The sequence below is a fragment of the Plantimonas leprariae genome (genome assembly GCF_008802405.1).
Classification (GTDB): Bacteria; Pseudomonadota; Alphaproteobacteria; order Rhizobiales; family Rhizobiaceae; genus Plantimonas; species Plantimonas leprariae.
In genome coordinates, this window is record NZ_VZDO01000017.1 from 47,714 (window position 1) to 69,867 (window position 22,154).

The following is a 22,154-nucleotide window of genomic DNA, read 5'->3' on the forward strand; positions in this document are numbered from 1 at the left end:
GATGACAACGGCGGCGCGCCGGGCCGACGGCTTGACTGTGACACGCGAAGCCGGTTCGTGACGCTTCGGTGACAACGACGAGGTCTGGTATGGCGTCCACGAATCTGGAAGGCATCGCAGAAACGCTGAGCCGTCTGGCGACGCCCGAGATGAAACCGAAGGAACTGATGCGCTCGGTCCGGGCAGCGCATCCGGACGCGTCCAAGAAGGACGTGGTGCGGGCCGCCTTCCTGTCGGTGATCGCCCACAGCGGCGACGACGCCGAGCGTGCCGACCGCCTCCACGATTTCGCGCTGCGCGAGCGGGTCGACCTCACCGAGGTGCCGTCCGAGCCGAAGCCCCCGAAGAAGCGCAAGAACAAGCAGCCGAAGGCCTGACGAAGGCTCGCGCCGCCTTTTCGAGCCGCGTTTGTCACATTCCGGCAACCGGAATGGCGCATGGCTCGCCGGATCGGATGCCGGAGGACTCTTTCATGGACAGGACTTTCGACGGAGCCGGCACCCGCGTGGCGGATCTCGACCGGCTGCGCGAGGAGATCGCGGACTCGTTCGACGAGGAACTCGAACTCTCCATGGACGAGGAGACGCTCGACGCCATGCCGCATGGCGGCGGGGGCGAAGGCATGCTCGACCGCCGCTTCTATTTCCGCGAGCTGTTCCGTCTCCAGCGCGAGCTGGTGCGCCTGCAGGACTGGATCCAGGCCAAGGGCCTGAAGGTCGTCGTCCTGTTCGAGGGGCGCGATTCGGCCGGCAAGGGCGGCGCGATCAAGCGCATCACACAGCGCCTCAACCCGCGCGTCTGCCGCGTCGTCGCGCTGCCGGCGCCCTCGGCGCGCGAGCGCTCGCAATGGTACTTCCAGCGCTATATCGCGCACCTGCCGGCGGCCGGCGAGATGGTGCTGTTCGACCGCTCCTGGTACAACCGGGCCGGCGTCGAGCGCGTCATGGGCTTCTGCACGGAGGCCGAGGTCGAGGAGTTCTTCCGCTCCGTGCCGGACTTCGAGCGGATGCTGGTCCGCTCCGGCACCATCCTCATCAAGTACTGGTTCTCGATCACCGATGCCGAGCAGCAGTTCCGCTTCTCCATGCGCATCGAGGACCCGCTGAAGCGCTGGAAGCTCTCGCCGATGGACGTCGAGTCGCGCCGGCGCTGGGAGGACTACACCCGCGCCAAGGAAGCGATGCTCCAGCGCACCCATATCCCGGAAGCCCGCTGGTGGGTGGTGGCGGCGGACGACAAGAAGCGCGCTCGCCTCAACTGCATCCATCACCTCCTGTCGCAAGTGCCCTACGGCGACGTGGAGCAGGCGCCGGTCTCCCTGCCCCCGCGCGAGCACCGCCCGGACTACGTGCGCCACCCGGTACCGGCCGAGCTCCACGTCCCGAGCCGCTACTGACCGCCGCCCAGCGGCCGGCATCTTCCGGGACGACACCACGCTCGCGGCCGGCAAGCCGTCGCGCGGCAACGGCGATGTGCGCTCGCGGCAAGCAAGGCAACGCGCCCTCTCTGGCCGTTGCGGCATCCTGCAAAGCAATTTGCCCTGATTTCGAGTGAACAGCACTTCCTGAACACATCAGTGAGCTATTGATCTTCGAACATAAGCTCACTGGCTCTATATTTACGTCGATTACACGTCGATCCGCAAGCTGATCCGAAGTTTTCACTTAGCGGTTGCCATGGCGATTGTTCCTCTGCTACCGATCCTGCCGCGGATATCGATCGTCGTTTCCATTCGTTGCTTTGGCGGCGAGCCGGGAACGTCACGGACCTTCGCGGCCGCGCGGCCGTGGCAACGCCGACGGGGCTGGACCGAACGTGCCGATGGACGACGCATTCTCAGCTATCGATCTGGTTCAGGCGGAGCGTCTGCTGCGGATCGAGACGCCGCTCGGCGCGGACGTGCTGCTGCTGGAGCGCTTCGCCGGCCGCGAACAGGTGAACGGCCTCTTCGAGTTCCGAGCGGTGGTCAGGGCGAAACGTGCCGACGTCACGCCGCAGGACCTCGTCGGCAAGCTCGTCGACGTGTCGCTCGACCTCGGCCAGGGCGGCCGCGAGAGCGCCGAGGGGCGGCGCAGTTGGAATGCGCTGGTCACCGACCTCGTGGAGGAGCCGCGGCTGAAGGAGGGCCTGCGCCAGTACATGCTGACGCTGCGGCCCGAGCTGTGGCTGCTGTCGCAGCGTTCCGACTGCCGCATCTGGCAGAACCGCACGAGCCTGGAGGTGGCCGAGACGCTCTTGAGCGAGCACGGCCTTCGTCGGCCCGACACGGGCGGCGTCAGCGCGCCGGTGCGGCCGCAGGAATACTCGATCCAGTGGAACGAGACGGATCTCGACTACCTGCTGCGCCGCCTGGAGGAGGACGGCCTGTTCTACTGGGTGCGCCACGCGGCCGGCGCGCAGACCGTCGCGATCGCCGATTCCAGCACGGCCTGGGACAAGGGCCACGACGGCGGCGAGGGCCAGGTGCGCTATTCGGAAGGCTCGACCGACCGCGATCATCTTTCCGAATGGCGGCGGCGCTTTTCCTTCGTGCCCGGCAAGCGGGCGGGGCGCGACTGGAACTTCGAGACGCCCGCGACCGTCCCCGGCGGCGAAGCGCCCTCGCTGGTCAATCTGCCGCGCAACGGCGCCTACGAGCTCTACGAGTACCCGGCCCGGGCGCTGGACGCCTCCACCAACGAGGCGGCCTCGAAGCTGCGGATGCAGGCGACCGAAGCCGACCACGAGCGTATCCGCGGCCAGTCCACGGTCCGGACGCTGGCGCCGGGCGCGAAGCTGAAGCCCTACGATGTCGCCCATCCCGAGAACGGGTTCGAGACCGCCGTGGCGCTTCTTGTCGAGCACGAGGCGGAGGACACGAGTTACGAGACGTCGGAGGGCGAGCCGGTCTACCGCAACCGGGTCGAGGCGCTGCCGGCCCGCACGCCGTTCACGCCGCATCGCAAAACCCGCCGCCCGCGCATCGAAGGCTCGCAGATCGCGCTCGTCGCCGGGCCGGGGGGCGAGGAGATCCACACCGACCAGTACGGCCGGATCAAGCTCTGGTTCCCCTGGGACCGACGGGCCCGCAAGGACGGCACCGACACGAAATGGGTGCGCGTCGGTCAGCCCTGGGCGGGCGGCACCTGGGGGGCGCAGGTGATACCGCGCATCGGCATGGAGGCCATCGTCTCCTTCCAGGACGGCGACCCCGACAAGCCCATCGTCACCGCGCTGGTGCCGAACCCGGACAAGAGCGTTCCCTATGACCTTCCCGCAAACAAGACGCGGATGACCTTCCGCTCTGACACGCACAAGGGCAGCGGCTTCAACGAGTTCTCGATGGAGGACGACAACGGCCGCGAGAACTTCTTCCAGCACGCCCAGAAGGACATGACGACGCGGGTGCTGAACACCCAGACCAGCCGCGTCGATTCCCACGCGGTTCAGTCGGTCGGCGCGAACCGCTCGGTGGAGGTCGGCGGCAACCAGAAACACGAGGTCGGCGGCTCGATGAATCTCACCGTCGGCGGCACGGGCCCGCAGGCGATGGCGCTGATGGCACAGGTCTCCGGCCTCGCGGGTCAGACGGCGGGCCTCCTGCAGCAGGCCGGGCAGATCGGCGGCGGCAACATGGCGGCGATCGGCCAGATGGCGATGTCGATCGCCGGCTCCGCCATGGGCTTCTTCGGCGGCGGCGGCCTCCAGTCGCGCCAAGGCGTCGTGTCCGGCCCCTCGCCCAGGTCCGATGCCGGCACGGCACTCAGCCAGGCCGGCCAGGGCATGGGCGACGCCGCCGCATCTCTGTTCTCCCTCCCCGGCACGCTCACCAACGTCGTCGGCTCCTTCCAGTCCGACACCGTCGGCATCGCCCGGACAGAGCAGATCGGCGTCAGCAAGATCACCAATGTCGGCAAGACCTCGCTGGAGAACGTCGGCCAGTTCAAGAAGGTGATCGTCGGCGAGGAGTTCGTGATCGAGTGCGGCGCGTCCAAGCTGATCATGCGCAAGGACGGCACCGTCATCATCCTCGGGTCGAACTTCAACTTCACCGCTTCCGGCCCAGCGCAGATGAACGGCGTCGTGGTCGATCTCAACAAGCCGGGCGGTCCGCAGGAGGTGTCCTCTACTTCGGCCGACTCGACCGCCAAGGGCTGAGGCGGGATGTCCGTCGACAACCGGACGCCGTTTCCGGCCATCGCCTTCCGGCAGTTCAACATGGTCGGCGACCTGCTCGGCGTCGTGTCCGTGCGCGGCACGTTCCGGCTGAGCGACGGCGGTCCGCTGGTGCTCGCGGACGAACAGTATCCGCTCGTGATGTCCGACACCTACGAGGGCGATCCGCACCGGACGCCGCAGATGGCGCAGACCGACCTCGTGCCGTTCAAGCCGGGCACGGACGTGACGCTCATCGGCGCGAGTTTCGCGCCGGGCGGCGAGCCGCTGCCGTCATGGACCTGCGGGCTGACGGTCGGCCCCGTCGCGAAGGACCTGAAGGTGACCGGGCCGCGCTTCTGGCGCGCCAGGCTGCGGCGCCGGAGTTGGGCGATGTTCCGCCGCGACGAACCGGACGAGCTCGACGGGTGGACGTTGAGCGAGCCGGAACCCGCCGCGGCCGTGCCGCTCGACTGGCGCCTCGCGGCCGGCGGCAGGCTTCCGGCGGCGAACGAGCAGGCGCCGGACGGCGTGCACCGCTTCAACGGCGTCGGCTGCGGCATCGTCGACGACGAGCGCTTCCGCGAGACGCCGAACGTCGAAGCGCCGCAGATCGAGGCGCCGGACCGGCCGGTCGCCAGCCCGCACGGCGAGGACGTGCCGGAGGGGTTCGGCCCGGTCTCGCCCTTCTGGGAATGGCGAACGCGCCATGCCGGCACCTATGACGACGCGTGGCTGGCCGAGCGCCACCCCCTGCTGCCGCGCGATTTCGACTTCCGCTTCTGGCAGTGCGCCCATCCCGACCTGATCGCCGATCCGTGGCTTCGGGGCGACGAGCCCTTCCATCTGCGCAACCTCGTGAAGCGCTATCCCGACCTCGTGGGCCGGTTGCCGGGCATCCGCCTGAAGGTCGAGGTCGACGACGCGACGCACGGTCCCCTCGCGCTCGATGGCGTGCATTTCGACCTCAGGCCCAGCGTCGGCCGCGTGTTCCTGACCTGGCGCATCGCCTTCCCGTGGTCCGAACGCCGCGGGATGCCGAAGCTCTCGACCGTCGATTTCGTCCGGGAAGCGGCCGCATGAGCAATTCCGGTAGCGGCGCCGTCAACCTCAGCATCACCCGAGGCACGGTCATCGATGTCGGGAAGATGTCGCCCGACGTACGGGGTGCCTATGATTCCGCACTGAAGCAGGGCGACGACCTGTTCGATACGGATCCGGACGCTGCCCGCGCAGCCTGGGCCAGAGCCGACGAGATCGGCAAGCCGTACATTCGACGTCCGCCGCCGACCGCAGCGTCCCCTCCGCCGCCGGAACTGGTGCCGGACACGAAGGACGCGGTCGCCGTCTGCCTGTCGCCGGATGTCTGCCGCTCGCCGTCGCAGCCCGTGCCCTACCAGGTCTGGGGCAAGGGCGACGACGACCAGAACTATTCGCCGGACGTTCGCTCCAACGGCCTCACCATCAAGCGGCGGGATTCGCGCTTCACCACCACCTACGGCGACGAGCCGGGCACCGGCCTCGGGGTCAAGTCGAACACCGTCGGCAACGTTGTGGAGCCGGTCACCTCCTCCACCATCGTGCGGGCGAACGGCGTCCCCGTGCAGCGCCATACGGATCGCTGCACGCTGAACAACGGCAACTGCCCAGGCGAGTACGTCCACGTCAAATCGACCGAAACGCACGAACCGCCGGACGGCAAGGACAAGCAGGACAAGGCCTGGTACCAGAAGGCCTGGGACTGGACGGGCGACAAGCTGAACAGAGCCGGCAATGCGGTCGGCAAATGGGTCGACGAGCACCCTCGCACGATGGGCGCGGTACAAGCTGTCGGCGGCGTGGCGGAAGGCATCGGATCGGCGGCGCTGGTTGTCGGCGGCACGGCCGCCGATGCGACCGTCGTCGGCGCGCCGGTCGGCATCGCCGGGCAAGCTCTCGGCGTGGCGGGTCTCGTCAACGCCTCCGACAACGTCTCCACAGGCCTGCGGCAGATGTGGTACGGAACGCCGCAGCAGACCGTCGCCGTGCAAGCGACGGGAGCTGCCGCCTCGGCGCTCGGTGCGACGCCGGCGCAGACGCAGACCGCCCAGTCGATCGTCAGCGGCGGCCAAGTCGTGCTCGGCGGAGTCGCGGGCGGCGCCGGCGCGCTCCGGCAGGCCGGCAGGGCGACCGCGGTCGAAAGCGGTATCGCGAAGGAGGCTGGAACCGCATCGAAAGCACGCGCAGCCGAGGAAACTGCCGATGAGGCGGTCGTAAGTGGAAATGCAGGTGCTCGCAGCACACCTGTCAGCCGGTGGAAACGAAACTCGGCCAACGGGCGGCGTGTGTACCAACGGGACGATCTAATCGACCCGAAAAAAGTCGACGACCGAGGCAGAACAAATCTGGAGCGGATGCAGAAAGGCTTGGCTCCGCTCGGTCCTGACGGCAAACCGGTCAACCTACACCACCTGACGCAAGATGAGCCTGGTGCGATCGCCGAAGTCGGTCAGACGTTCCACAAGGACAACCATGGCATTCTGCACATGTATCCTAATGGACAAGCGAAAGTCGGCTACAACAGTGCACCACCGCCGATAGACCGGCAGGCTTTTGGCAACTGGGCACGATCCTATTGGAAGACGAGAGCGAGCGACTTCAAATGACGGCAGAAGACATCGCCATGCAAAATGCCTTCCGGCTGATTCAGGAGAATGCTGAGCTTGCGGATTTTGAACGCGGGGCTTCCGAGGGCGAAATCGAGGCAGCGGAGCGGAGCTTGAATATTCGCTTCCCACCAAGTTACCGAACTTTTCTCTCCGCTTATGGCGTCGGCGACTTCAACGGACGGGAATTCTTCGGAATCATCCCTGGCAAGATCCCAGGAACGTCTGCCCCAAGCGTTGTCTGGCTAACGCTGGACGAGCGCAAGGTAAGCGGGCTTCCCACTCACCTGCTGCCTGTCGCTGCTAGTGGTTATGGCAGTTACTTCTGCATCGATACGAGCAACACCGGAAATAACGGTAGCCCCATACTTGAATGGAGCAATTCACATAACCCGACCAAGCTCATCGCCGGCGATTTCGCCGAATTCTTCCTTGATGAACTTCAAGGATCGCTGTCGTAGCGCTGACCCGTCGGATTGTCGTGGAGGGGTCCGGGACGCCGATCTTAAACGCACAGGTTTCGATGAACAGACGTCCCAGTCTTCCGCCGGAAAAGGCCGACGAACTCAACCGCCTGCTGCGCGCATCGGGCGAAAAGCAGCGCTCCGGCGAGCTCCGGGAAGCGATGGCATTGGGGTCGCGGGCCTGGGACCTTCTACCCGATCCGAAGGAGGGATGGGACTTCTACCCCGAGATCATCGCGCGCAGCCAGATGGATCAGAACGTGGCGGCCGGCGACGCGCAGAATGCCAAGCGTTGGATCGACCGGACCTACCGTGCCTATGGCGATGAGCACCACCAGGACGGCGCGGTCAACATGATGGATGGTGCCGCACTCTTCGAACTCGGGCTGAAGGGCGAAGCCTATGCCGTGTTCGAAGACGTCTACAACCGGTTGGGGCGCGAGTGGTTCGGCGGCGAATATGCAAGCCACCTCGAATTCCTGCTGAAGGAGAGGGCGCGCCGTCGTGGATGAGGAGGAGCCTGCCGATGAACTCCATGCGCGGGTCACTCAGTTTTCCGAAAGCGGGAACTTGGCGTTGGAAGCAGGCGAATACGACCGCGCCATCGCTGCCTGGCGGTGCGGTCTGAGCCTTCTTCCGCAACCGCGCGCCAAATGGGAGGCGACGCTTTGGCTTGAGGCTTCTATCGGGGAGGCCTTTCGTGCCAAGGGCGATGTCGAAACGGCGCTGGATCACTTCGCGAACGCCTATCGCTCGGCGGACGGAGCGACGAATCCCTTCGTCCGCCTTCGCCTTGGCACGTGCTATGCCGACCTGGGGAGAGCCGACGCCGCGGCCGAGAATCTCCTGTACGCCTACATGCTCGAAGGCGAAGAGATTTTTGCTGACGATCGGCGATACCTGGACATCCTGCGGGAGCGACGGCTGCTGGATTAGGCACGTGGCAGGGTCTAACGATGACGGACATCAAGGCGGACCTGCAGTACGCAGCCGCGAAGATCGGCCCGTTCGCGCGCGTGCGGATGCCGACCGAAGAGCAGGTCGCCCGTCTGGGTGCCGAACTGCCGCCGAGTCTGGTCTGGTTTCTCGAAACCTACGGCTTCGGCGAATGCTTCGACGGCCTCTTCCGGCTCTCAGATGCCGAGCCGCTCCGGCCGGTGCTCGCGCTCGTCTTCGAGGCGGACGCCGACCTCGACCACGATGATTGCAGCGCCGTCGCCTACACGGCATTCGGCACGGTCCACCTCTGGTCGAAACGCTTTGGCGTGCTCACCGTCGACCTGCCCGCGGGACAGGTCTTCTGCCAAGCTCTGGCACCGACGCTTTTCAAGGGAATGGCGGAGACGCCCCGTATCCCTCACAACGACGACCGGATGACGACCGCCCTCCTCCCGTTCGAGATGGACGACGTCGACTATTCCGACGCCGACGACGAACCGATGTTCGCGCGCTGCGTCGAGCAGCACGGGCCACTGGAGCCGGACGAATGCTACGGCTTCTTTCCCGCTCTCGCCATCGCCGGCCCGTCCGGCCCGAAACGACGCGTCGAGAACATCCGCCGCGTGAAGGCGCTAGAACACTTCGCCATCCTGGCCCAACTCGCCACGTTCCATCTCACCCGGATCGGACCGAACGGCTTCGAGGAGGTTCGACGGATCGGTTAGTCGCTGAACGCCGATCCGCCCTAGAATCGGAACACGAGTTCCATGCGGTCGGCGTGGAAGCGGGCGCGCTTGGCCTGGATCGGGCGGCGATCGGGGTCCACGTCGATCGCCGTCGAGACGAGCACGATGGCGTCCGGCGGCGAGGCGAGATGCTCGGCGTCGGCCGGGTGGATGCGCTCGGCGCTGACCCGCGTCTCGCCGCGCCGATAGTCCGGCAGCCCTTCCAGCCGCAGCGCCTCGGTGATCGAGCCGGTTTCTGCATAGGCCTGGACGATGCCGGGGAAGCGCTTCGCCGGAAAGAAGGTCGTGGTGACCGATAGCGGCACGCCGTTCGCGACGTGCAGCGTCTCCATGCGGTGCAGCGCCGCGCCGACCGGACATTCGAGCATCGCGGCGAGGCCGGCGTCGGCGCTGGCGCGCTCGGCGCGGATCAGCCGCCCGCCGGGCGTCCGCCCCTCGGCCGTGACGTTCTCGGAAAACCGGGTGCGCGGCCCCACCGGATAGGCGAGCCGAGGAGGCTGCGCGTTCACAAACGTGCCCCGGCCGCGCTCGGCGCGCAGCAGCCCCTCGTCGGCGAGGAACCGGATGGCGCGCCGCACGGTGTGCCGGTTGACGGCGAACCGCTCCGCCAGTTCCGTCTCCGGCGCCAGCCGTTCGCGCATCGAGCCTTCGGCGATGGCGGCCCTGATCCTGTCGGCGACGCGCCGCCAGCGCGTCACCCCTTCGTCGATCTCGTTCATTCGCGCTCCGCACGACCGGCGCACCGGTCGTCACAAGGCCGTCACTATCATGATCCTAAAAGAGGCATAGCAAAGTTTGATGTCTATACAAATAGACAAGTCGAGCGGAGCCGACGTGACGAACAGGCCCTCCCAACAGATGACGGAAACCTTCGAGGCGCGTCGCCGCGTGATCGGCGCGATGGCGCTGGCGCCGGCCGAGCTTCTCCGGTCGCGCTTCGCCGCCGCCTTCGGCGACGCGCCGGATGCCGTTGCCGTGCGCGGCCCGGAGGTCGGCCTCGTGATGCTGCGCGGCCGGGCCGGCGGTGGCGGCGCGCCGTTCAATCTCGGCGAAGCCAGCGTCTGCCGCGCGACGGTGCGGCTCGCCAGCGGCGAGGTCGGCCACGCGATGATCCTCGGGCGCGACGCCGGACACGCGCGGCTCGCCGCGCATCTCGACGCCCTCTGGCAGCGTGACGACTGGCGCGACCGGGTCGAGGCCGAGATCGTCGCCCCGGCGCTCGCCGCCGATGCCGAGGCGGCCGGAGCCCGGGCCGAGGAAACGGCGGCGACGCGGGTCGACTTCTTCACCCTGGTGCGCGGCGAGGACTGACGGCGATGAGCGCATCCCTCTCGGCTTCGGCCGTCGCCGGCGGCTTCCGCAACCCGGTCTTCGATGCGCAGACCGCGTTCCGCCGCATCATGGACGCCTTCGCGCGGCCAGGCACGATCGCCGATCTCGGCAACTTCGTGGAAGCACCGCCCGCCCTGCCGCCGGCGGCCGCCGCGCTGGTCGCGACGCTGGCCGACGCCGACGTTGCCGTGTTCCTGGACGCGCCCGGCACCGGCGACGCGGCGGCTTGGATCGCCTTCCAGACCGGCGCCGCCATCGCCGCCGCGCCGGCGGACGCCGTCTTCGTCGTCCTCGCTCCCGCCTCCGATCCCGCCGGCTGGGGGCGGTTCCCGATCGGCACCGATAGCTATCCCGACCGGTCGGCGACGCTGCTGCTTCCCGTCGAAGCGCTGGAGGGCGGCGCGCCGCTCCGCCTTTCCGGCCCCGGCATTGAATCGTCCGAGGTGGTCGCACCGCGCGGCCTGCCGGACGGCTTCCTCGCAAGCCGGGCGGCGAATGCGACTCTGTTCCCGCGCGGCCACGACCTCGTCCTCGTCGCAGGCGCGAGACTGCTGGCGCTCCCCCGCACCACTTCGGTCAAGGAGGCCTGACGCGATGTACGTGGCCGTGAAGGGCGGCGAGGCTGCCATCCGCAACGCGCACCGGCTCCTCGCCGACCGCCGGCGCGGCGACCGCTCGGTGCCGGCGATGACGATCCGGCAGATCGCCGAGCAGCTCGCGCTCGGCGTCGACCGGGTGATGGCGGAAGGCTCGCTCTACGATCCGGAACTCGCCGCCATCGCCGTCCGGCAGGCGCGCGGCGACCTGATCGAGGCGATCTTTCTGATCCGCGCCTTCCGCACGACGCTGCCGCGCTTTCGCGCTTGCCTGCCGCTCGACACCGGCGCGATGCGGCTGGAGCGCCGGGTCTCGGCGACCTACAAGGATCTGCCCGGCGGTCAGTTGCTCGGCCCCACCTTCGACTACACCCACCGCCTGCTCAACCCGGCGATGGCCGGCGACGAGGCCGTGGCCGCCCCCGAACGCCGTTCGGCCGAGCCCGGCGAACCCGCGCCCCGCGTCACCGATCTTCTCGGTCGCGAGGGCCTGATCGAGGCGGACGGCTCGGCCGAGGGCGAGCCCGGCGACATCACCCGCGACCCGCTGGATTTTCCGGCCGGCCGCGACCTCCGCCTGCAGGCGCTGGCGCGCGGCGACGAAGGGTTTCTCCTCGCACTCGGCTATTCGACGCAGCGCGGCTACGGCCGCACCCATCCCTTCGTCGGGGAGATCCGCATCGGCCTCGTCGATGTCGAGGTGGAGCTTCCCGAACTGGGGTTCGCCGTCACGATCGGGCGCGTGCGCGTCACCGAATGCCAGATGGTGTCGCAGTTCACCGGCGGCGACGGCGAGCCGGCGCGCTTCTCGCGCGGCTACGGCCTCGTCTTCGGGCAGTCGGAGCGGAAAGCCATGGCGATGAGCCTCGTCGACCGGGCGCTCCGGGCCGACGAATACGGCGAGGAACGCCGCTCGCCGGCGCAGGACGAGGAGTTCGTGCTGGAGCATTGCGACAACGTCGCGGCCACCGGCTTCGTCGAGCACCTGAAGCTGCCGCACTACGTCGACTTCCAGGCCGAGCTCGACCTCCTGCGCACGCTGAACGCCGAGCGCGGGACGGATGGGAAGGAGGCTGCGGAATGAGCGCCGTACTGCCCGAGATCAACTTCGCCTATCTCGACGAGGCGACGAAGCGGATGATCCGCCGCGCGATCCTGAAGGGCATTGCGATCCCCGGCTACCAGGTGCCGTTCGCGAGCCGCGAGATGCCAATGCCTTATGGCTGGGGCACCGGCGGCGTGCAGGTGACGGCCGCGATCATCGGGCCGGACGACGTGTTGAAGGTCATCGACCAGGGGGCCGACGACACCACCAACGCCGTCTCGATCCGCGCCTTCTTCGAGCGCGTCGCCGGCGTCGCCACCACGACGAGGACGGGTGACGCGACGATCGTCCAGACCCGCCACCGCATCCCGGAGACGCCGCTCCGAGCCGGCCAGACCCTCGTCTACCAGGTGCCGATCCCGGAACCGTTGCGCTTCCTCGAGCCGCGCGAGACCGAGACGCGCACACTTCACGCGCTGGAGGAATACGGGCTGATGCACGTGAAGCTCTACGAGGACATCGCCCGCCACGGCCATATCGCCACGACCTACGCCTATCCGGTGAAGGTCGAGGGCCGCTACGTCATGGACCCCTCGCCGATCCCGAAGTTCGACAACCCGAAAATGCACCGCTCGCCGGCGCTGCAGCTCTTTGGCGCGGGCCGCGAGAAGCGCATCTACGCGCTGCCGCCGTTCACCGAGGTCAGGAGCCTCGACTTCGAGGACCATCCCTTCACCGTGCAGCGCTTCCGCACCCCTTGCGCGCTTTGCGGCTCCTCGGGCGTCTATCTCGACGAGGTGGTGACCGACGACCGGGGCGGCCGGATGTTCGTCTGCTCCGACACCGACCATTGCGAAACGCGCCGGTCGCAGGGCCATGCTGGCGCGGCGCTCGGGGAGGCCGCCGAATGACGAGCGACGCGACCCCGCTCCTTTCCGTCCGCGGCCTGGAAAAGCGCTACGGCGCGCGGATCGGCTGCACGGATGTCTCGTTCGACCTCTGGCCGGGTGAGGTGCTGGCCGTCGTCGGCGAGTCCGGTTCCGGCAAGACGACCCTGCTCTCCTGCGTCTCCGCCCGGCTGGAGCCGACGGCCGGCACCGTTTCCTACCGGATGCGGGACGGCGAAACGCGCGATCTCGGCCGCCTCACCGAGGCCGAGCGGCGCTTTCTCGCGCGGACCGACTGGGGTTTCGTCCATCAGAACCCGGCGGACGGCCTGCGCATGCGGGTTTCGGCCGGCGCGAATGTCGGCGAGCGGCTGATGGCGGTCGGGAACCGGCACTACGGCCGGTTGCGCGAGGCCGGCGCCGACTGGCTCGGCCGCGTCGAGATCGATGCCGCCCGCATCGACGACCGGCCGACCGAGTTCTCCGGCGGCATGCGCCAGCGCCTGCAGATCGCCCGCAACCTCGTCACCCATCCCCGCCTCGTCTTCATGGACGAGCCGACTGGCGGCCTCGACGTCTCGGTGCAGGCGCGCGTCCTCGACCTCCTGCGCTCGCTCGTCGCCGATCTCGGTCTCGCTGCGATCGTCGTCACCCACGACCTCGCGGTCGCCCGGCTCCTGTCGCAGCGGATGATCGTGATGAAGGCGGGAGAGGTCGTGGAGGCGGGGCTGACCGACCGCGTCCTCGACGACCCGCACCATCCCTATACCCAGCTCCTCGTCGCTTCGATCCCGGAGGCCTGAGCATGGCCGCCCCTGCCCCGCTCCTCGACGTCCGCGGCGTCGCGAAGTCCTTCACCATGCACCTTCGCGGCGGCATTCGCCTGCCCGTGGTCGCGAACGTCTCCTTCGCGCTCCATCCCGGCGAATGCGTCGTGCTCGGCGGGCCGTCCGGCGTCGGCAAGTCCTCGATCCTGCGCATGGTCTACGGCAACTATGCCGTCGACGCCGGCGAGATCCTGGTGCGCGACGAAGGCGGCGCGATGCGCGACCTCGGCGCCGGCGACCCGCGCACGGTCCTCGCCTTGCGCGAGCGCTCTATCGGCTATGTCAGCCAGTTCCTGCGCGCCGTGCCGCGCGCCTCGGCGCTGGAAGTCGTCGCCGACCCCCTGGTCCGCCTCGGCACTCCCCGCGAGACCGCGCGCGACCGGGCGGCGGCGATGCTAGCGCGGCTGAACCTCCCGGAAGCCTTGTTCGACCTGCCGCCCGCGACCTTCTCCGGCGGCGAGAAGCAGCGCGTCAACATCGCGCGCGGCTTCCTCACCGAGCACCCGATCCTCCTTCTCGACGAGCCGACCGCCTCGCTCGACGCCGCCAACCGCGACGTCGTCGTCGGGATGATCCGCGAGAAGCTCCGCCAAGGCGTCGCCGTCCTCGGCATCTTCCACGACGAGCCGGTGCGCCAAGCCGTCGCGACCCGCATCCTCGACGTCTCGGTCTTCTCCGCCCGAAAGGCCGCGTGATGCCGAAACTCTCCGAACACGCACCGCGCGTCCATTCGACCGCCGAGGTCGAAGCCTCGACGCTCGGCCGCTTCACCGAGGTCGAGGCCCGCTCCGTCGTCAGCGAGACTTTCCTCGACGACTATTCCTACGTCATGCAGGACTGCCGGATCTGGGCGGCCCGCATCGGCAAGTTCGTCAACATCGCCGCGAGCGTCAGGATCAACGCCACCAACCATCCGACCTGGCGGGCGACGCTGCACCACTTCACCTACCGCGCCGGCGACTATTTCGAGGGCGCCGAGGACGAGGCGGAATTCTTCGAATGGCGGCGCGAGCACGCCGTCACGATCGGCCACGACGTCTGGATCGGCCACGGCGCGACCGTGCTGCCGGGCGTCGCGGTCGGCAACGGCGCGGTGATCGGCGCGGGCGCGGTCGTCTCGCGCGACGTCGCGCCCTACACGATCGTCGGCGGCGTGCCGGCGCGGCCCATCCGCGAGCGCTTCCCCGCCGATACGGCCAAGCGGATGGACGCGCTCGCCTGGTGGGACTGGCCGCACGACCGCCTCCACGCCGCACTGGACGACTTCCGCCGGCTGGACGCGAGCGCCTTCCTCGACCGGCACGAAAGCGTCACGCAACCTTCATCCAGCCGTCACGGGGACAGCATCCCGTCATGACATGGTCCGCCGAACCTCAGGAGGCTGGGACCATGACGGCGATTTCCGTATCTCACCTTTCCAAGCGCTTCGGCTCGACGCAGGCCCTGTCGGATGTCGGCCTCGCGATCGAGCCCGGCGAGATGGTTGCGCTGATCGGCGCTTCCGGTTCGGGCAAGTCGACGCTGATCCGCCACATCGCCGGCCTCGAGACCGGCGAGGGTGCCGCGAGCCGCGTCGAAATCTTCGGGGTCGCCACGCAGGCCGCCGGCCGTCTCGCCAAGGGCGCGGCGTCGCGGCGCGGCGACGTGTCGGTGATCTTCCAGCAGTTCAACCTCGTGGCCCGCCTGTCGGTGATGACCAACGTCCTGATCGGCAAGCTCGGGCGCATCCCGCTCTGGCGCGGCACGCTCGCCCTCTTCAACGCCGCCGAGAAGGCGGAGGCGCGCGCGGCGCTCGCCCGCGTCGGCATTCCGCAAGTCACCGCCCAGCGCGCCTCGACGCTGTCGGGCGGCCAGCAGCAACGCGCCGCGATCGCCCGCACCCTCGTCCAGCGCTCGCGCATCCTCATCGCCGACGAGCCGATCGCCTCGCTCGATCCCGCCTCCGCCCGGCGCGTGATGGACGTCCTGTCCGACATCAACCGCGCCGACGGCATCACCGTCCTCGTCTCGCTGCACCAGGTGGAATACGCGCGCCGCTACTTCCCGCGGACGATCGCGATGCGCGACGGCCGGATCGTCTTCGACGGCCCCTCCACCGCTCTCACGAACGGCTTCCTGTCCGAGCTCTACGGCGCGGCCTCGGAAGAACTGGTCCTGCCGGAAGCCCCGGCAGCGCCCCATCCGGCAACCCGGCCCGTGCCGGGCCCGCGCAACCGGCTCGGCGCCCTCCAGACCGCCTGAGCCCGAACCCCATCGGAGACAAGCAATGAACGCGATCCTGAAAAGCTTGGCGGCGCTCCTGCTCGCCTCGGGTTTCGCCGGCACGGCGCTGGCGGAGACCGTCAACTTCGGCATCATCTCCACCGAGTCGCAGCAGAACCTGCGCACCAAGTGGGAGCCCTTCCTCGCCGACATGACGAAGGAGACCGGGCTCGAGGTGAAGCCCTTCTTCGCCACCGACTATGCCGGCGTCATCGAAGGCATGCGCTTCGGCAAGGTGCAGATGGGCTGGTTCGGCAACAAGTCGGCGATGGAGGCGGTCGACCGCGCCAAGGGCGAGATCTTCGCCCAGTCCGTGCCGCACGACGGCGAGCCCGGCTATTATTCGCTGATCCTCGCGCCGAAGGACTCCAAGCTCACCGGCCTGCCGGACCTCCTGAAATGCGACAAGTCGCTGAACTTCGGCCTCGGCGATCCGAACTCGACCTCCGGCTACCTCGTGCCGATGACCTTCGTCTTCGCCGCCAACGACGTCGAGCCGAAGACCTGCTTCAAGAACGTCACCAACGCCAACCACGAGACCAACGCGATGGGCGTCGCGAACGGCCAGCTCGACGCCGCGGCGAACAACACCGAGAACATGGCGCTGATCGAGAAGAACCAACCCGCCGCCTTCGCGAAGATCAAGGTACTCTGGAAGTCGCCGCTGATCCCGTCCGATCCGCTCGTCTGGTCGCAGGACCTGCCCGAGGACACGAAGGGCAAGATCCGCGACTTCGTGCTGTCCTACGGCACCGACAAGACCAAGGGCGACAAGGCCGAAGAGCTCAAGGTGCTGGCCGGGCTCGAATGGTCGCCGTTCCGCGCCTCGACCGACGACCAGCTCCTGCCGATCCGCGTGATGGAGACGACGAAGTCGATCGCGCAGGCGAAGGGCGATGCGAAGCTCTCGGCCGACGAGAAGGCGGCGAAGGTGAAGGAACTCGAAGCCCGCAAGGCCGACTACGAGACCAGGCTCGCCAGCCTGCCGCAGAACTGAGCCGCGCCAACCTCGGAGCGGCGCCGCCGCCGCTCCGGCCCGCCCTCGCAGAGGCCGAGAGCCATGACCGACGCGACCGCCGCCACCTCTTCACCGCCGCCGGCCGCGACGCTCGGCGCGCGCTTCGGCAACTGGGCCGTCCTCGCCGTGGTCGCGGGCGCGCTCGCCTGGAGCTGGGAGCCGGCCGAGATGGGCCGCTGGACCTATCTCTTCACCGATGCCGGCAACATGGCATCCTACGCGTCGGGCTTCCTCCAGCCCGACTTCACGGACTGGCGCTACTACCTCTCCGAGACCGTCGTTACCGTGCAGATCGCCCTTTGGGGCACCTTCCTCGCCGTGCTTCTCGCGATTCCCTTCGGCATCCTTTCGGCGCACAACATGGCGCCGTGGTGGGTCCTGCAGCCGGCCCGGCGGCTGATGGACCTGTTCCGCGCCATCCACGAGGTGGTCTTCGCCGTGCTCTTCGTGGTCGCCGTCGGGCTCGGCCCCTTCGCCGGCGTGATGGCGCTGTTCGTCCACACGACGGGCATCCTCGCCAAGCTGTTCTCCGAGGCGGTGGAGGCCATCGATCCGCGTCCCGTCGAGGCGATCCGCACGACAGGCGCTTCGCGCGTCCAGCAGATCCTGTTCGGCGTCGTGCCGCAGGTGCTGCCGCTCTGGATCTCCGTCTCGCTCTACCGGCTGGAATCGAACGTGCGTGCCGCGACCATCCTCGGCGTCATCGGGGCCGGCGGCATCGGGCAGGTGCTGTTCGAGACGATCCGCGGCTTCTATTATCCGCAGGCTTCCGCGATCCTTCTCGTCGTGGTGGCGACGGTGACCATCATGGATCTCGTTTCCTCCACGCTCCGCCGGCGCGTCACCTGACGCGCCCTTCACCATCCCGAACGAAAGTCCCATGAGCACGTCACCCGAAGCGGTCTTCACCAATGCCGCGATCGTCCTTCCCGAAGAGATCGTCCACGGCAGCGTCCTCGTGCGGGACGGCCGCATCGCCGACGTCGCGTCCGGCCCGGCGCGCACCGCCGGCATCGACTGCGAGGGCGACCACCTCATGCCCGGCCTCGTGGAACTCCACACCGACCATCTCGAAGGCCATTACTCGCCGCGCCCGGGCGTCCACTGGAACATGCTCGGCGCGGTGCAGGCGCATGACGGACAGATCGCCACCTCCGGCATCACCACCGTCTTCGACTGCCTGCGCATGGGCTCCGACGAGGACGGCGGCTTCGATCCGGCCGAGATGCGCGCGCTCGCCGACGCCATCGAGACGGCGAACCGCGACGGGCGCCTACGCGCGGAGCATCGATTGCACCTGCGCTGCGAGGTCTCCGCGCCGGACGTCCTCGACGCGCTGGAACACTTCCGCCGCGATCCGAACGTCTCACTGGTCTCGCTGATGGACCATGCCCCCGGCCAGCGGCAGTTCCAGTCGATGGAGCAGTACACGCTCTACTACAAGGGCAAGCGCGGCCTTTCCGACGCGGCCTTCGAAGCCTTCATCGCCCGCCGCCTCGAACAGTCGGCCCGCTATTCCGCCGAGCACCGCCGCGCCATCGTCGACCACTGCCGCGCGGCCGGCATCACGCTCGCATCCCACGACGACGCGACCCTCGCGCATGTCGAAGAGGCGGTCGGCGAGGGCGTCGCGGTGTCGGAATTCCCGACGAGCCTCGACGCGGCGAAGGCCGCGCACGGGGCCGGGCTCGCCGTCCTGATGGGCGCGCCGAACGTCGTGCGCGGCGGCTCGCATTCGGGCAACGTCTCGGCGACGGATCTCGTCGGCCACGGCGTCCTCGACATCCTCTCGTCCGACTACGTGCCCTTCAGCCTGATGCAGGCCGCCTTCGTCCTGGCTGGGCGCATCGGCCTTCCCGCCGCCGCGCGCATGGTCTCGCAGACGCCGGCTCGCGCCGCGGGGCTCGGCGATCGCGGCGCGGTGGCACCCGGCCTTCGCGCCGATCTCGTGCAGGTCCGGCCGCCGCGCGAGGCCGCGGAGCCGCCAGTGGTGCGGGGCGTCTGGCGCGAGGGACGCCGTGTCGCCTGACGCCGTGTCGCCCGGACTCCTCGTCGCGGTGGTGGGGCCGAGCGGCGCGGGCAAGGACACGCTGATCCGCCTCGCCCTCGCTGATATCGGCGCGGAAGCGCCCGTCCAACTCGCGCGGCGGGTGATCACCCGCCCGCCGGACGGCGGGAGCGAGGATCACGACAGCCTCGACGCGGCCGGCTTCGCGCGAGCCGAGGCGGAAGGAGCCTTTTGCCTCGCCTGGCGGGCGCACGGCCTCGCCTACGGGCTGCCGCGCAGCGTCGAGGCCGGGCTGGCCGAGGGCGTCGTCGTGGTGGCCAACCTGTCGCGCCGCTCGCTCGGCGACGCCGCCAGCCGGTTCGCCCGCCTCGCCGTGGTCGAGGTCACCGCGCCGCGCGAGGTGCTCGTCGGCCGCATCGCCGCGCGAGGGCGCGAGAGCGCCGCCGAGATCGAGAGGCGCCTCGCCCGGCAGGTCGAGTTCGAGCCGCCGCCGGGCATCGTCAGCTACGTCAGGATCGAGAACGTCGGCGCGCCGGAAACGGGCGCGGCGCGTCTCAGGACGCATCTCCTGCGGCTCGCCGCACCAGCCATTCCTTCGCGATAGCGACGTCGGCCTGGGAGAGGCCGTGGCCGGCGGGCAGGACGCGATGCTCCACCGCCGCGCCGCGCTCCGCCAGGGAGGCGGCGAGACGGCGCGCCTCGTCCGGCCGGGCGATCGGGTCCATCGCGCCGGAAAGGATCAGCACGGGCTTGCCCGCGAGATCGGCCGCCGGCATCTGGCCGAGCGGTACCATCGGCCGGATCAGCACCGCTCCGGCGAGGGCTTCGGGATGGAGCGTGAGGACGGCGGCGGCGATGTTCGCGCCGTTCGAGAAGCCGACCACGACCGGCGTCCCGATGCCGTAGGCAACGCGCGCTTCTTCGACGAAGCCGGCGAGTTCGCCCGCCCGGAGCCGCACGTCCGCCTCGTCGAACACGCCCTCTGCGAGCCGCCGGAAGAAGCGCGGCATGCCGTTCTCCAGCACCCGGCCCCGCGGCGACACGAGCGCCGCGCCGGGCAGCAGCGCCGCGCCGAGCGGCAGGAGATCGTTCTCGTCGCCGCCGGTACCGTGGAGCAGCAGGAGCGGCGGCACGGTCGGATCGCCGGCCGGCACGAAGCGATGCACATGCGACAGGGTGGCGACGGCGTTCATCGCGGCGATTCCTCGTCGGAACGGTAGAAAGGGAAGCGGCCGGGTGGCCGCTCGCCTTCTTGCTTTCAGGCGGCTTCGGGCTCCGCGGCGTCGATCGCCGGCAGCACCGCCTCGATCTCGGCGCGGTGCGCTTCGAGCCCGGCCGGCAGCTTCAGCTCACGGCCGAGCGCGTCGGCCGGCTCGTCCACCGCGAAGCCCGGGGCGTCGGTCGCGATCTCGAAGAGGACGTGGCCGGGCTCGCGGAAATAGACCGAGCGGAAGTAGTTGCGGTCGCGCTGCTCCGTCGTCCGGATGCCGTGGTTCTCGGCGAGCCGCTTGACCATCGTTTCCTGTTCGGCGTCGTCGGCCGCGCGGAAGGCGATGTGGTGCACGCTGCCCGCCCCCGGCCGCGGCTTCAGGAAACCGCCGACCGCCCGGATGTCGACGATCCCGCCGACCGCCCCGCCCTCCACCGCGAAACGGGTGGTGGTTCCCTCCGCGCCGATCTCGCGGAAGCCGAAGACATCGGTGAGGATGCCCGTCGTCGGCGCGGCCTCTTCCAAGAGCAGACTCACCGAATGGAAGCCGCGGATCGCGTGCTCGGTAGGGATCGCGCCGTCCGACCAGCCGGGCTCACTCTCCGCGCCCGGCACCGCGACGAGCGCGAGGCGCGTGCCGTCCGGGTCCTTGAACGCGAGCACCGTTTCGCCGAACCGCTTCGCGATCGGCTCGAAGGCGATCCCCTTCTCGATGAAGCGCTGCGTCCACCAGCCGATCGAGCCCTCCGGCACGCGGAACACGGTTTCCTGCGTCTCGCCGACGCCGAGGCGTCCCGGGTTCGCATGCTCGTAGGGGAAGAAAGTCAGGATCGAGCCCGGCGCGCCCGCCGCGTCGCCATAGTAAAGGTGCCAGGTGCTCGGATCGTCGAAGTTGACGGTGCGCTTCACCAGCCTGAGGCCGAGCGTCTCGGTGTAGAAGCGGACGTTGCGCGCGCCGGCCCCCGCGATGGCGGTGACGTGATGGATGCCTCTGCTCGTCATGGCGATGCTCCTCGGCTTCGGGAACGCTTGCGGTTCGACCACGAAGATAAGTGCAATATCGTCTGACCGTCAGATGCAACTGCATTGCAGACGTGCAATTCTCGTTCTGCATCGGCGCAGCGACGGATCACAATGACGAACGGCATCGAAGCGCTCGGCTGGGACGATTTCCGCCTGATCCGCGCCGTCGCGGAAGCGGGATCGCTGCCGGCCGCCGCCGACCGGCTCCGGCTGAACCATTCCACCGTGTTCCGTCGGCTCCGGCAGGTCGAGGCCACGCTCGGCTTCCCGCTGTTCGAACGGGACAGAACCAAGCTCGTGCCGACCACGGCCGGCGAGGAACTCGCGGCGCTCGCGGAGCGGATCGGGAAGGAGGTCGACGCGGCGTCGCTGCGGCTCGCCGGCCGCGATCCGCAGCCGGAAGGCGAGGTGCGCATCGCCACCAACGATTCGCTGCTGGTGCACCTGCTGTCGCCGCTCTTCGCCGGCTTCCGCGAAGTGTGCCCGCGCATCCGGCTCGACGTGGTGATCGGCAATCCCGCCCTGAACCTGTCGCGCCGCGATGCCGACGTCGCGGTGCGTGCCACCGACCGGCCGCCCGAAACGCTGGTCGGCCGCAAGGTCGCGCGCATCGCCTGGGCGCTCTACGGCCGGCGCGGCGAGGCGAACGCGCCGGCGAGCTGGGTGGCGCTCGGCGAGGCGATGGGCCCGATGCAGGTGGTCCGCCACGCGCTCGCCGCCGCGGGGTTGGAGGGGCCCGGCTACCGCGTCAACTCGGTGCTCGGCCTCGCCGAGGCGGTGGAGGCCGGCATCGGTATCGGCCACCTGCCCTGCTTCATCGGCGACGCGAAGCCGGCCCTCGCGCGGCTGGCCGAGCCGGACCCGGCCTTCGCCGCCGACCTCTGGCTCCTGACCCATCCCGACCTCAGGCGCACGCCCCGGATCAGGATCCTGCTCGACTTCCTCGCCCGCGAGATCGGCAAGCATCGGGACCGGCTCGAAGGCATGTCGCCCGCCCCCGGTTGATCGTCCATTCGTG

Annotated in this window: 25 protein-coding genes; 22 read left to right on the forward strand and 3 right to left on the reverse strand. The window is 69.1% G+C overall.

Going from position 1 to position 22,154, the window contains the following annotated elements; translation table 11 throughout:
• Positions 1-89 precede the first annotated feature (89 nt).
• The 9 genes from F6X38_RS18410 to F6X38_RS18450 all read left to right on the forward strand — a co-directional run bounded on the left by F6X38_RS18410 (position 90) and on the right by F6X38_RS18450 (position 8,907).
• Complete coding sequence (locus F6X38_RS18410; protein WP_202618026.1) at positions 90-377, forward strand: hypothetical protein; 288 nt, start codon at positions 90-92, stop codon at positions 375-377.
• Between the two features lie 95 nt (positions 378-472).
• On the forward strand, positions 473-1,396 hold the full coding sequence (ppk2, locus tag F6X38_RS18415; protein WP_150972244.1) for a polyphosphate kinase 2: 924 nt from the start codon (positions 473-475) through the stop codon (positions 1,394-1,396).
• 425 nt (positions 1,397-1,821) lie between these two features.
• A complete protein-coding gene (locus F6X38_RS18420; protein WP_150972246.1) occupies positions 1,822-4,137 on the forward strand; it encodes a type VI secretion system Vgr family protein in 2,316 nt (771 codons plus the stop codon).
• Positions 4,138-4,143: 6 nt separating this feature from the next.
• The gene (locus tag F6X38_RS18425; protein ID WP_150972248.1) at positions 4,144-5,217 is read left to right on the forward strand and encodes a DUF2169 family type VI secretion system accessory protein; all 1,074 of its coding nucleotides are present in this window, start codon (positions 4,144-4,146) and stop codon (positions 5,215-5,217) included.
• Entirely contained in the window at positions 5,214-6,779 is a 1,566-nt protein-coding gene (locus F6X38_RS18430; protein WP_150972250.1) for a PAAR-like domain-containing protein, read from the forward strand. Before F6X38_RS18425 ends, F6X38_RS18430 begins: the two co-directional genes overlap by 4 nt.
• Positions 6,776-7,240 carry an SMI1/KNR4 family protein gene (locus tag F6X38_RS18435; protein ID WP_150972252.1) on the forward strand — a complete coding sequence of 155 codons (465 nt, stop codon included), beginning with the start codon at positions 6,776-6,778 and terminating at the stop codon, positions 7,238-7,240. The genes F6X38_RS18430 and F6X38_RS18435 overlap by 4 nt, the downstream gene beginning before the upstream one ends.
• A gap of 62 nt (positions 7,241-7,302) precedes the next feature.
• Complete coding sequence (locus F6X38_RS18440; protein ID WP_150972253.1) at positions 7,303-7,755, forward strand: hypothetical protein; 453 nt, start codon at positions 7,303-7,305, stop codon at positions 7,753-7,755.
• On the forward strand, positions 7,748-8,179 hold the full coding sequence (locus tag F6X38_RS18445; protein ID WP_150972255.1) for a tetratricopeptide repeat protein: 432 nt from the start codon (positions 7,748-7,750) through the stop codon (positions 8,177-8,179). The genes F6X38_RS18440 and F6X38_RS18445 overlap by 8 nt, the downstream gene beginning before the upstream one ends.
• Before the next feature lie 20 nt (positions 8,180-8,199).
• A complete protein-coding gene (locus F6X38_RS18450; RefSeq protein WP_150972257.1) occupies positions 8,200-8,907 on the forward strand; it encodes a T6SS immunity protein Tdi1 domain-containing protein in 708 nt (235 codons plus the stop codon).
• 20 nt (positions 8,908-8,927) lie between these two features.
• On the opposite strand, the gene phnF is transcribed toward F6X38_RS18450, so the two are convergent.
• A complete protein-coding gene (phnF, locus tag F6X38_RS18455) occupies positions 8,928-9,647 on the reverse strand; it encodes a phosphonate metabolism transcriptional regulator PhnF (RefSeq protein ID WP_246191430.1) in 720 nt (239 codons plus the stop codon).
• Positions 9,648-9,786: 139 nt separating this feature from the next.
• Here phnF and phnG point away from each other — a divergent pair, with 139 nt between their 5' ends.
• From phnG to phnN, 12 genes are all read left to right on the forward strand, one after another.
• Complete coding sequence (phnG, locus tag F6X38_RS18460) at positions 9,787-10,239, forward strand: phosphonate C-P lyase system protein PhnG (RefSeq protein WP_150972366.1); 453 nt, start codon at positions 9,787-9,789, stop codon at positions 10,237-10,239.
• 5 nt (positions 10,240-10,244) lie between these two features.
• Positions 10,245-10,850 carry a phosphonate C-P lyase system protein PhnH gene (gene phnH / locus F6X38_RS18465; protein ID WP_150972259.1) on the forward strand — a complete coding sequence of 202 codons (606 nt, stop codon included), beginning with the start codon at positions 10,245-10,247 and terminating at the stop codon, positions 10,848-10,850.
• A gap of 4 nt (positions 10,851-10,854) precedes the next feature.
• A complete protein-coding gene (locus tag F6X38_RS18470) occupies positions 10,855-11,940 on the forward strand; it encodes a carbon-phosphorus lyase complex subunit (protein ID WP_150972261.1) in 1,086 nt (361 codons plus the stop codon).
• Positions 11,937-12,812: an alpha-D-ribose 1-methylphosphonate 5-phosphate C-P-lyase PhnJ gene (locus tag F6X38_RS18475; protein ID WP_150972263.1), complete on the forward strand. Its 876-nt coding sequence runs from the start codon at positions 11,937-11,939 to the stop codon at positions 12,810-12,812. Before F6X38_RS18470 ends, F6X38_RS18475 begins: the two co-directional genes overlap by 4 nt.
• Positions 12,809-13,591 (forward strand): phosphonate C-P lyase system protein PhnK, encoded by a 783-nt coding sequence (phnK, locus tag F6X38_RS18480; protein ID WP_150972265.1) that lies wholly within the window; start codon positions 12,809-12,811, stop codon positions 13,589-13,591. The genes F6X38_RS18475 and phnK overlap by 4 nt, the downstream gene beginning before the upstream one ends.
• A gap of 2 nt (positions 13,592-13,593) precedes the next feature.
• The gene (phnL, locus tag F6X38_RS18485; protein ID WP_150972267.1) at positions 13,594-14,310 is read left to right on the forward strand and encodes a phosphonate C-P lyase system protein PhnL; all 717 of its coding nucleotides are present in this window, start codon (positions 13,594-13,596) and stop codon (positions 14,308-14,310) included.
• On the forward strand, positions 14,310-14,972 hold the full coding sequence (locus tag F6X38_RS18490) for a DapH/DapD/GlmU-related protein (RefSeq protein WP_150972269.1): 663 nt from the start codon (positions 14,310-14,312) through the stop codon (positions 14,970-14,972). The genes phnL and F6X38_RS18490 overlap by 1 nt, the downstream gene beginning before the upstream one ends.
• 32 nt (positions 14,973-15,004) lie before the next feature.
• Positions 15,005-15,856 carry a phosphonate ABC transporter ATP-binding protein gene (phnC, locus tag F6X38_RS18495; protein WP_150972271.1) on the forward strand — a complete coding sequence of 284 codons (852 nt, stop codon included), beginning with the start codon at positions 15,005-15,007 and terminating at the stop codon, positions 15,854-15,856.
• Positions 15,857-15,881: 25 nt separating this feature from the next.
• Positions 15,882-16,874, forward strand: a complete 993-nt coding sequence (gene phnD / locus F6X38_RS18500; RefSeq protein WP_150972273.1) for a phosphonate ABC transporter substrate-binding protein — start codon at positions 15,882-15,884, stop codon at positions 16,872-16,874.
• Positions 16,875-16,937: 63 nt separating this feature from the next.
• Positions 16,938-17,744 carry a phosphonate ABC transporter, permease protein PhnE gene (gene phnE / locus F6X38_RS18505; RefSeq protein ID WP_150972275.1) on the forward strand — a complete coding sequence of 269 codons (807 nt, stop codon included), beginning with the start codon at positions 16,938-16,940 and terminating at the stop codon, positions 17,742-17,744.
• 31 nt (positions 17,745-17,775) lie between these two features.
• Complete coding sequence (locus F6X38_RS18510; protein ID WP_150972277.1) at positions 17,776-18,924, forward strand: alpha-D-ribose 1-methylphosphonate 5-triphosphate diphosphatase; 1,149 nt, start codon at positions 17,776-17,778, stop codon at positions 18,922-18,924.
• Positions 18,914-19,507, forward strand: a complete 594-nt coding sequence (phnN, locus tag F6X38_RS18515; protein ID WP_150972279.1) for a phosphonate metabolism protein/1,5-bisphosphokinase (PRPP-forming) PhnN — start codon at positions 18,914-18,916, stop codon at positions 19,505-19,507. Before F6X38_RS18510 ends, phnN begins: the two co-directional genes overlap by 11 nt.
• Here the strand turns inward: phnN and F6X38_RS18520 are convergent.
• Entirely contained in the window at positions 19,458-20,096 is a 639-nt protein-coding gene (locus tag F6X38_RS18520; protein ID WP_150972282.1) for an alpha/beta hydrolase, read from the reverse strand. The two genes, phnN and F6X38_RS18520, sit on opposite strands and share 50 nt — an antisense overlap.
• Before the next feature lie 65 nt (positions 20,097-20,161).
• The gene (locus tag F6X38_RS18525; RefSeq protein WP_150972284.1) at positions 20,162-21,115 is read right to left on the reverse strand and encodes a ring-cleaving dioxygenase; all 954 of its coding nucleotides are present in this window, start codon (positions 21,113-21,115) and stop codon (positions 20,162-20,164) included.
• A 132-nt stretch (positions 21,116-21,247) separates the two neighbouring features.
• Between F6X38_RS18525 and F6X38_RS18530 the strand changes: the two genes are divergently transcribed.
• Positions 21,248-22,141, forward strand: coding sequence for a LysR family transcriptional regulator (locus F6X38_RS18530; protein WP_150972286.1), 894 nt, complete (start codon positions 21,248-21,250; stop codon positions 22,139-22,141).
• The last annotated feature ends 13 nt before the right edge of the window (positions 22,142-22,154 follow it).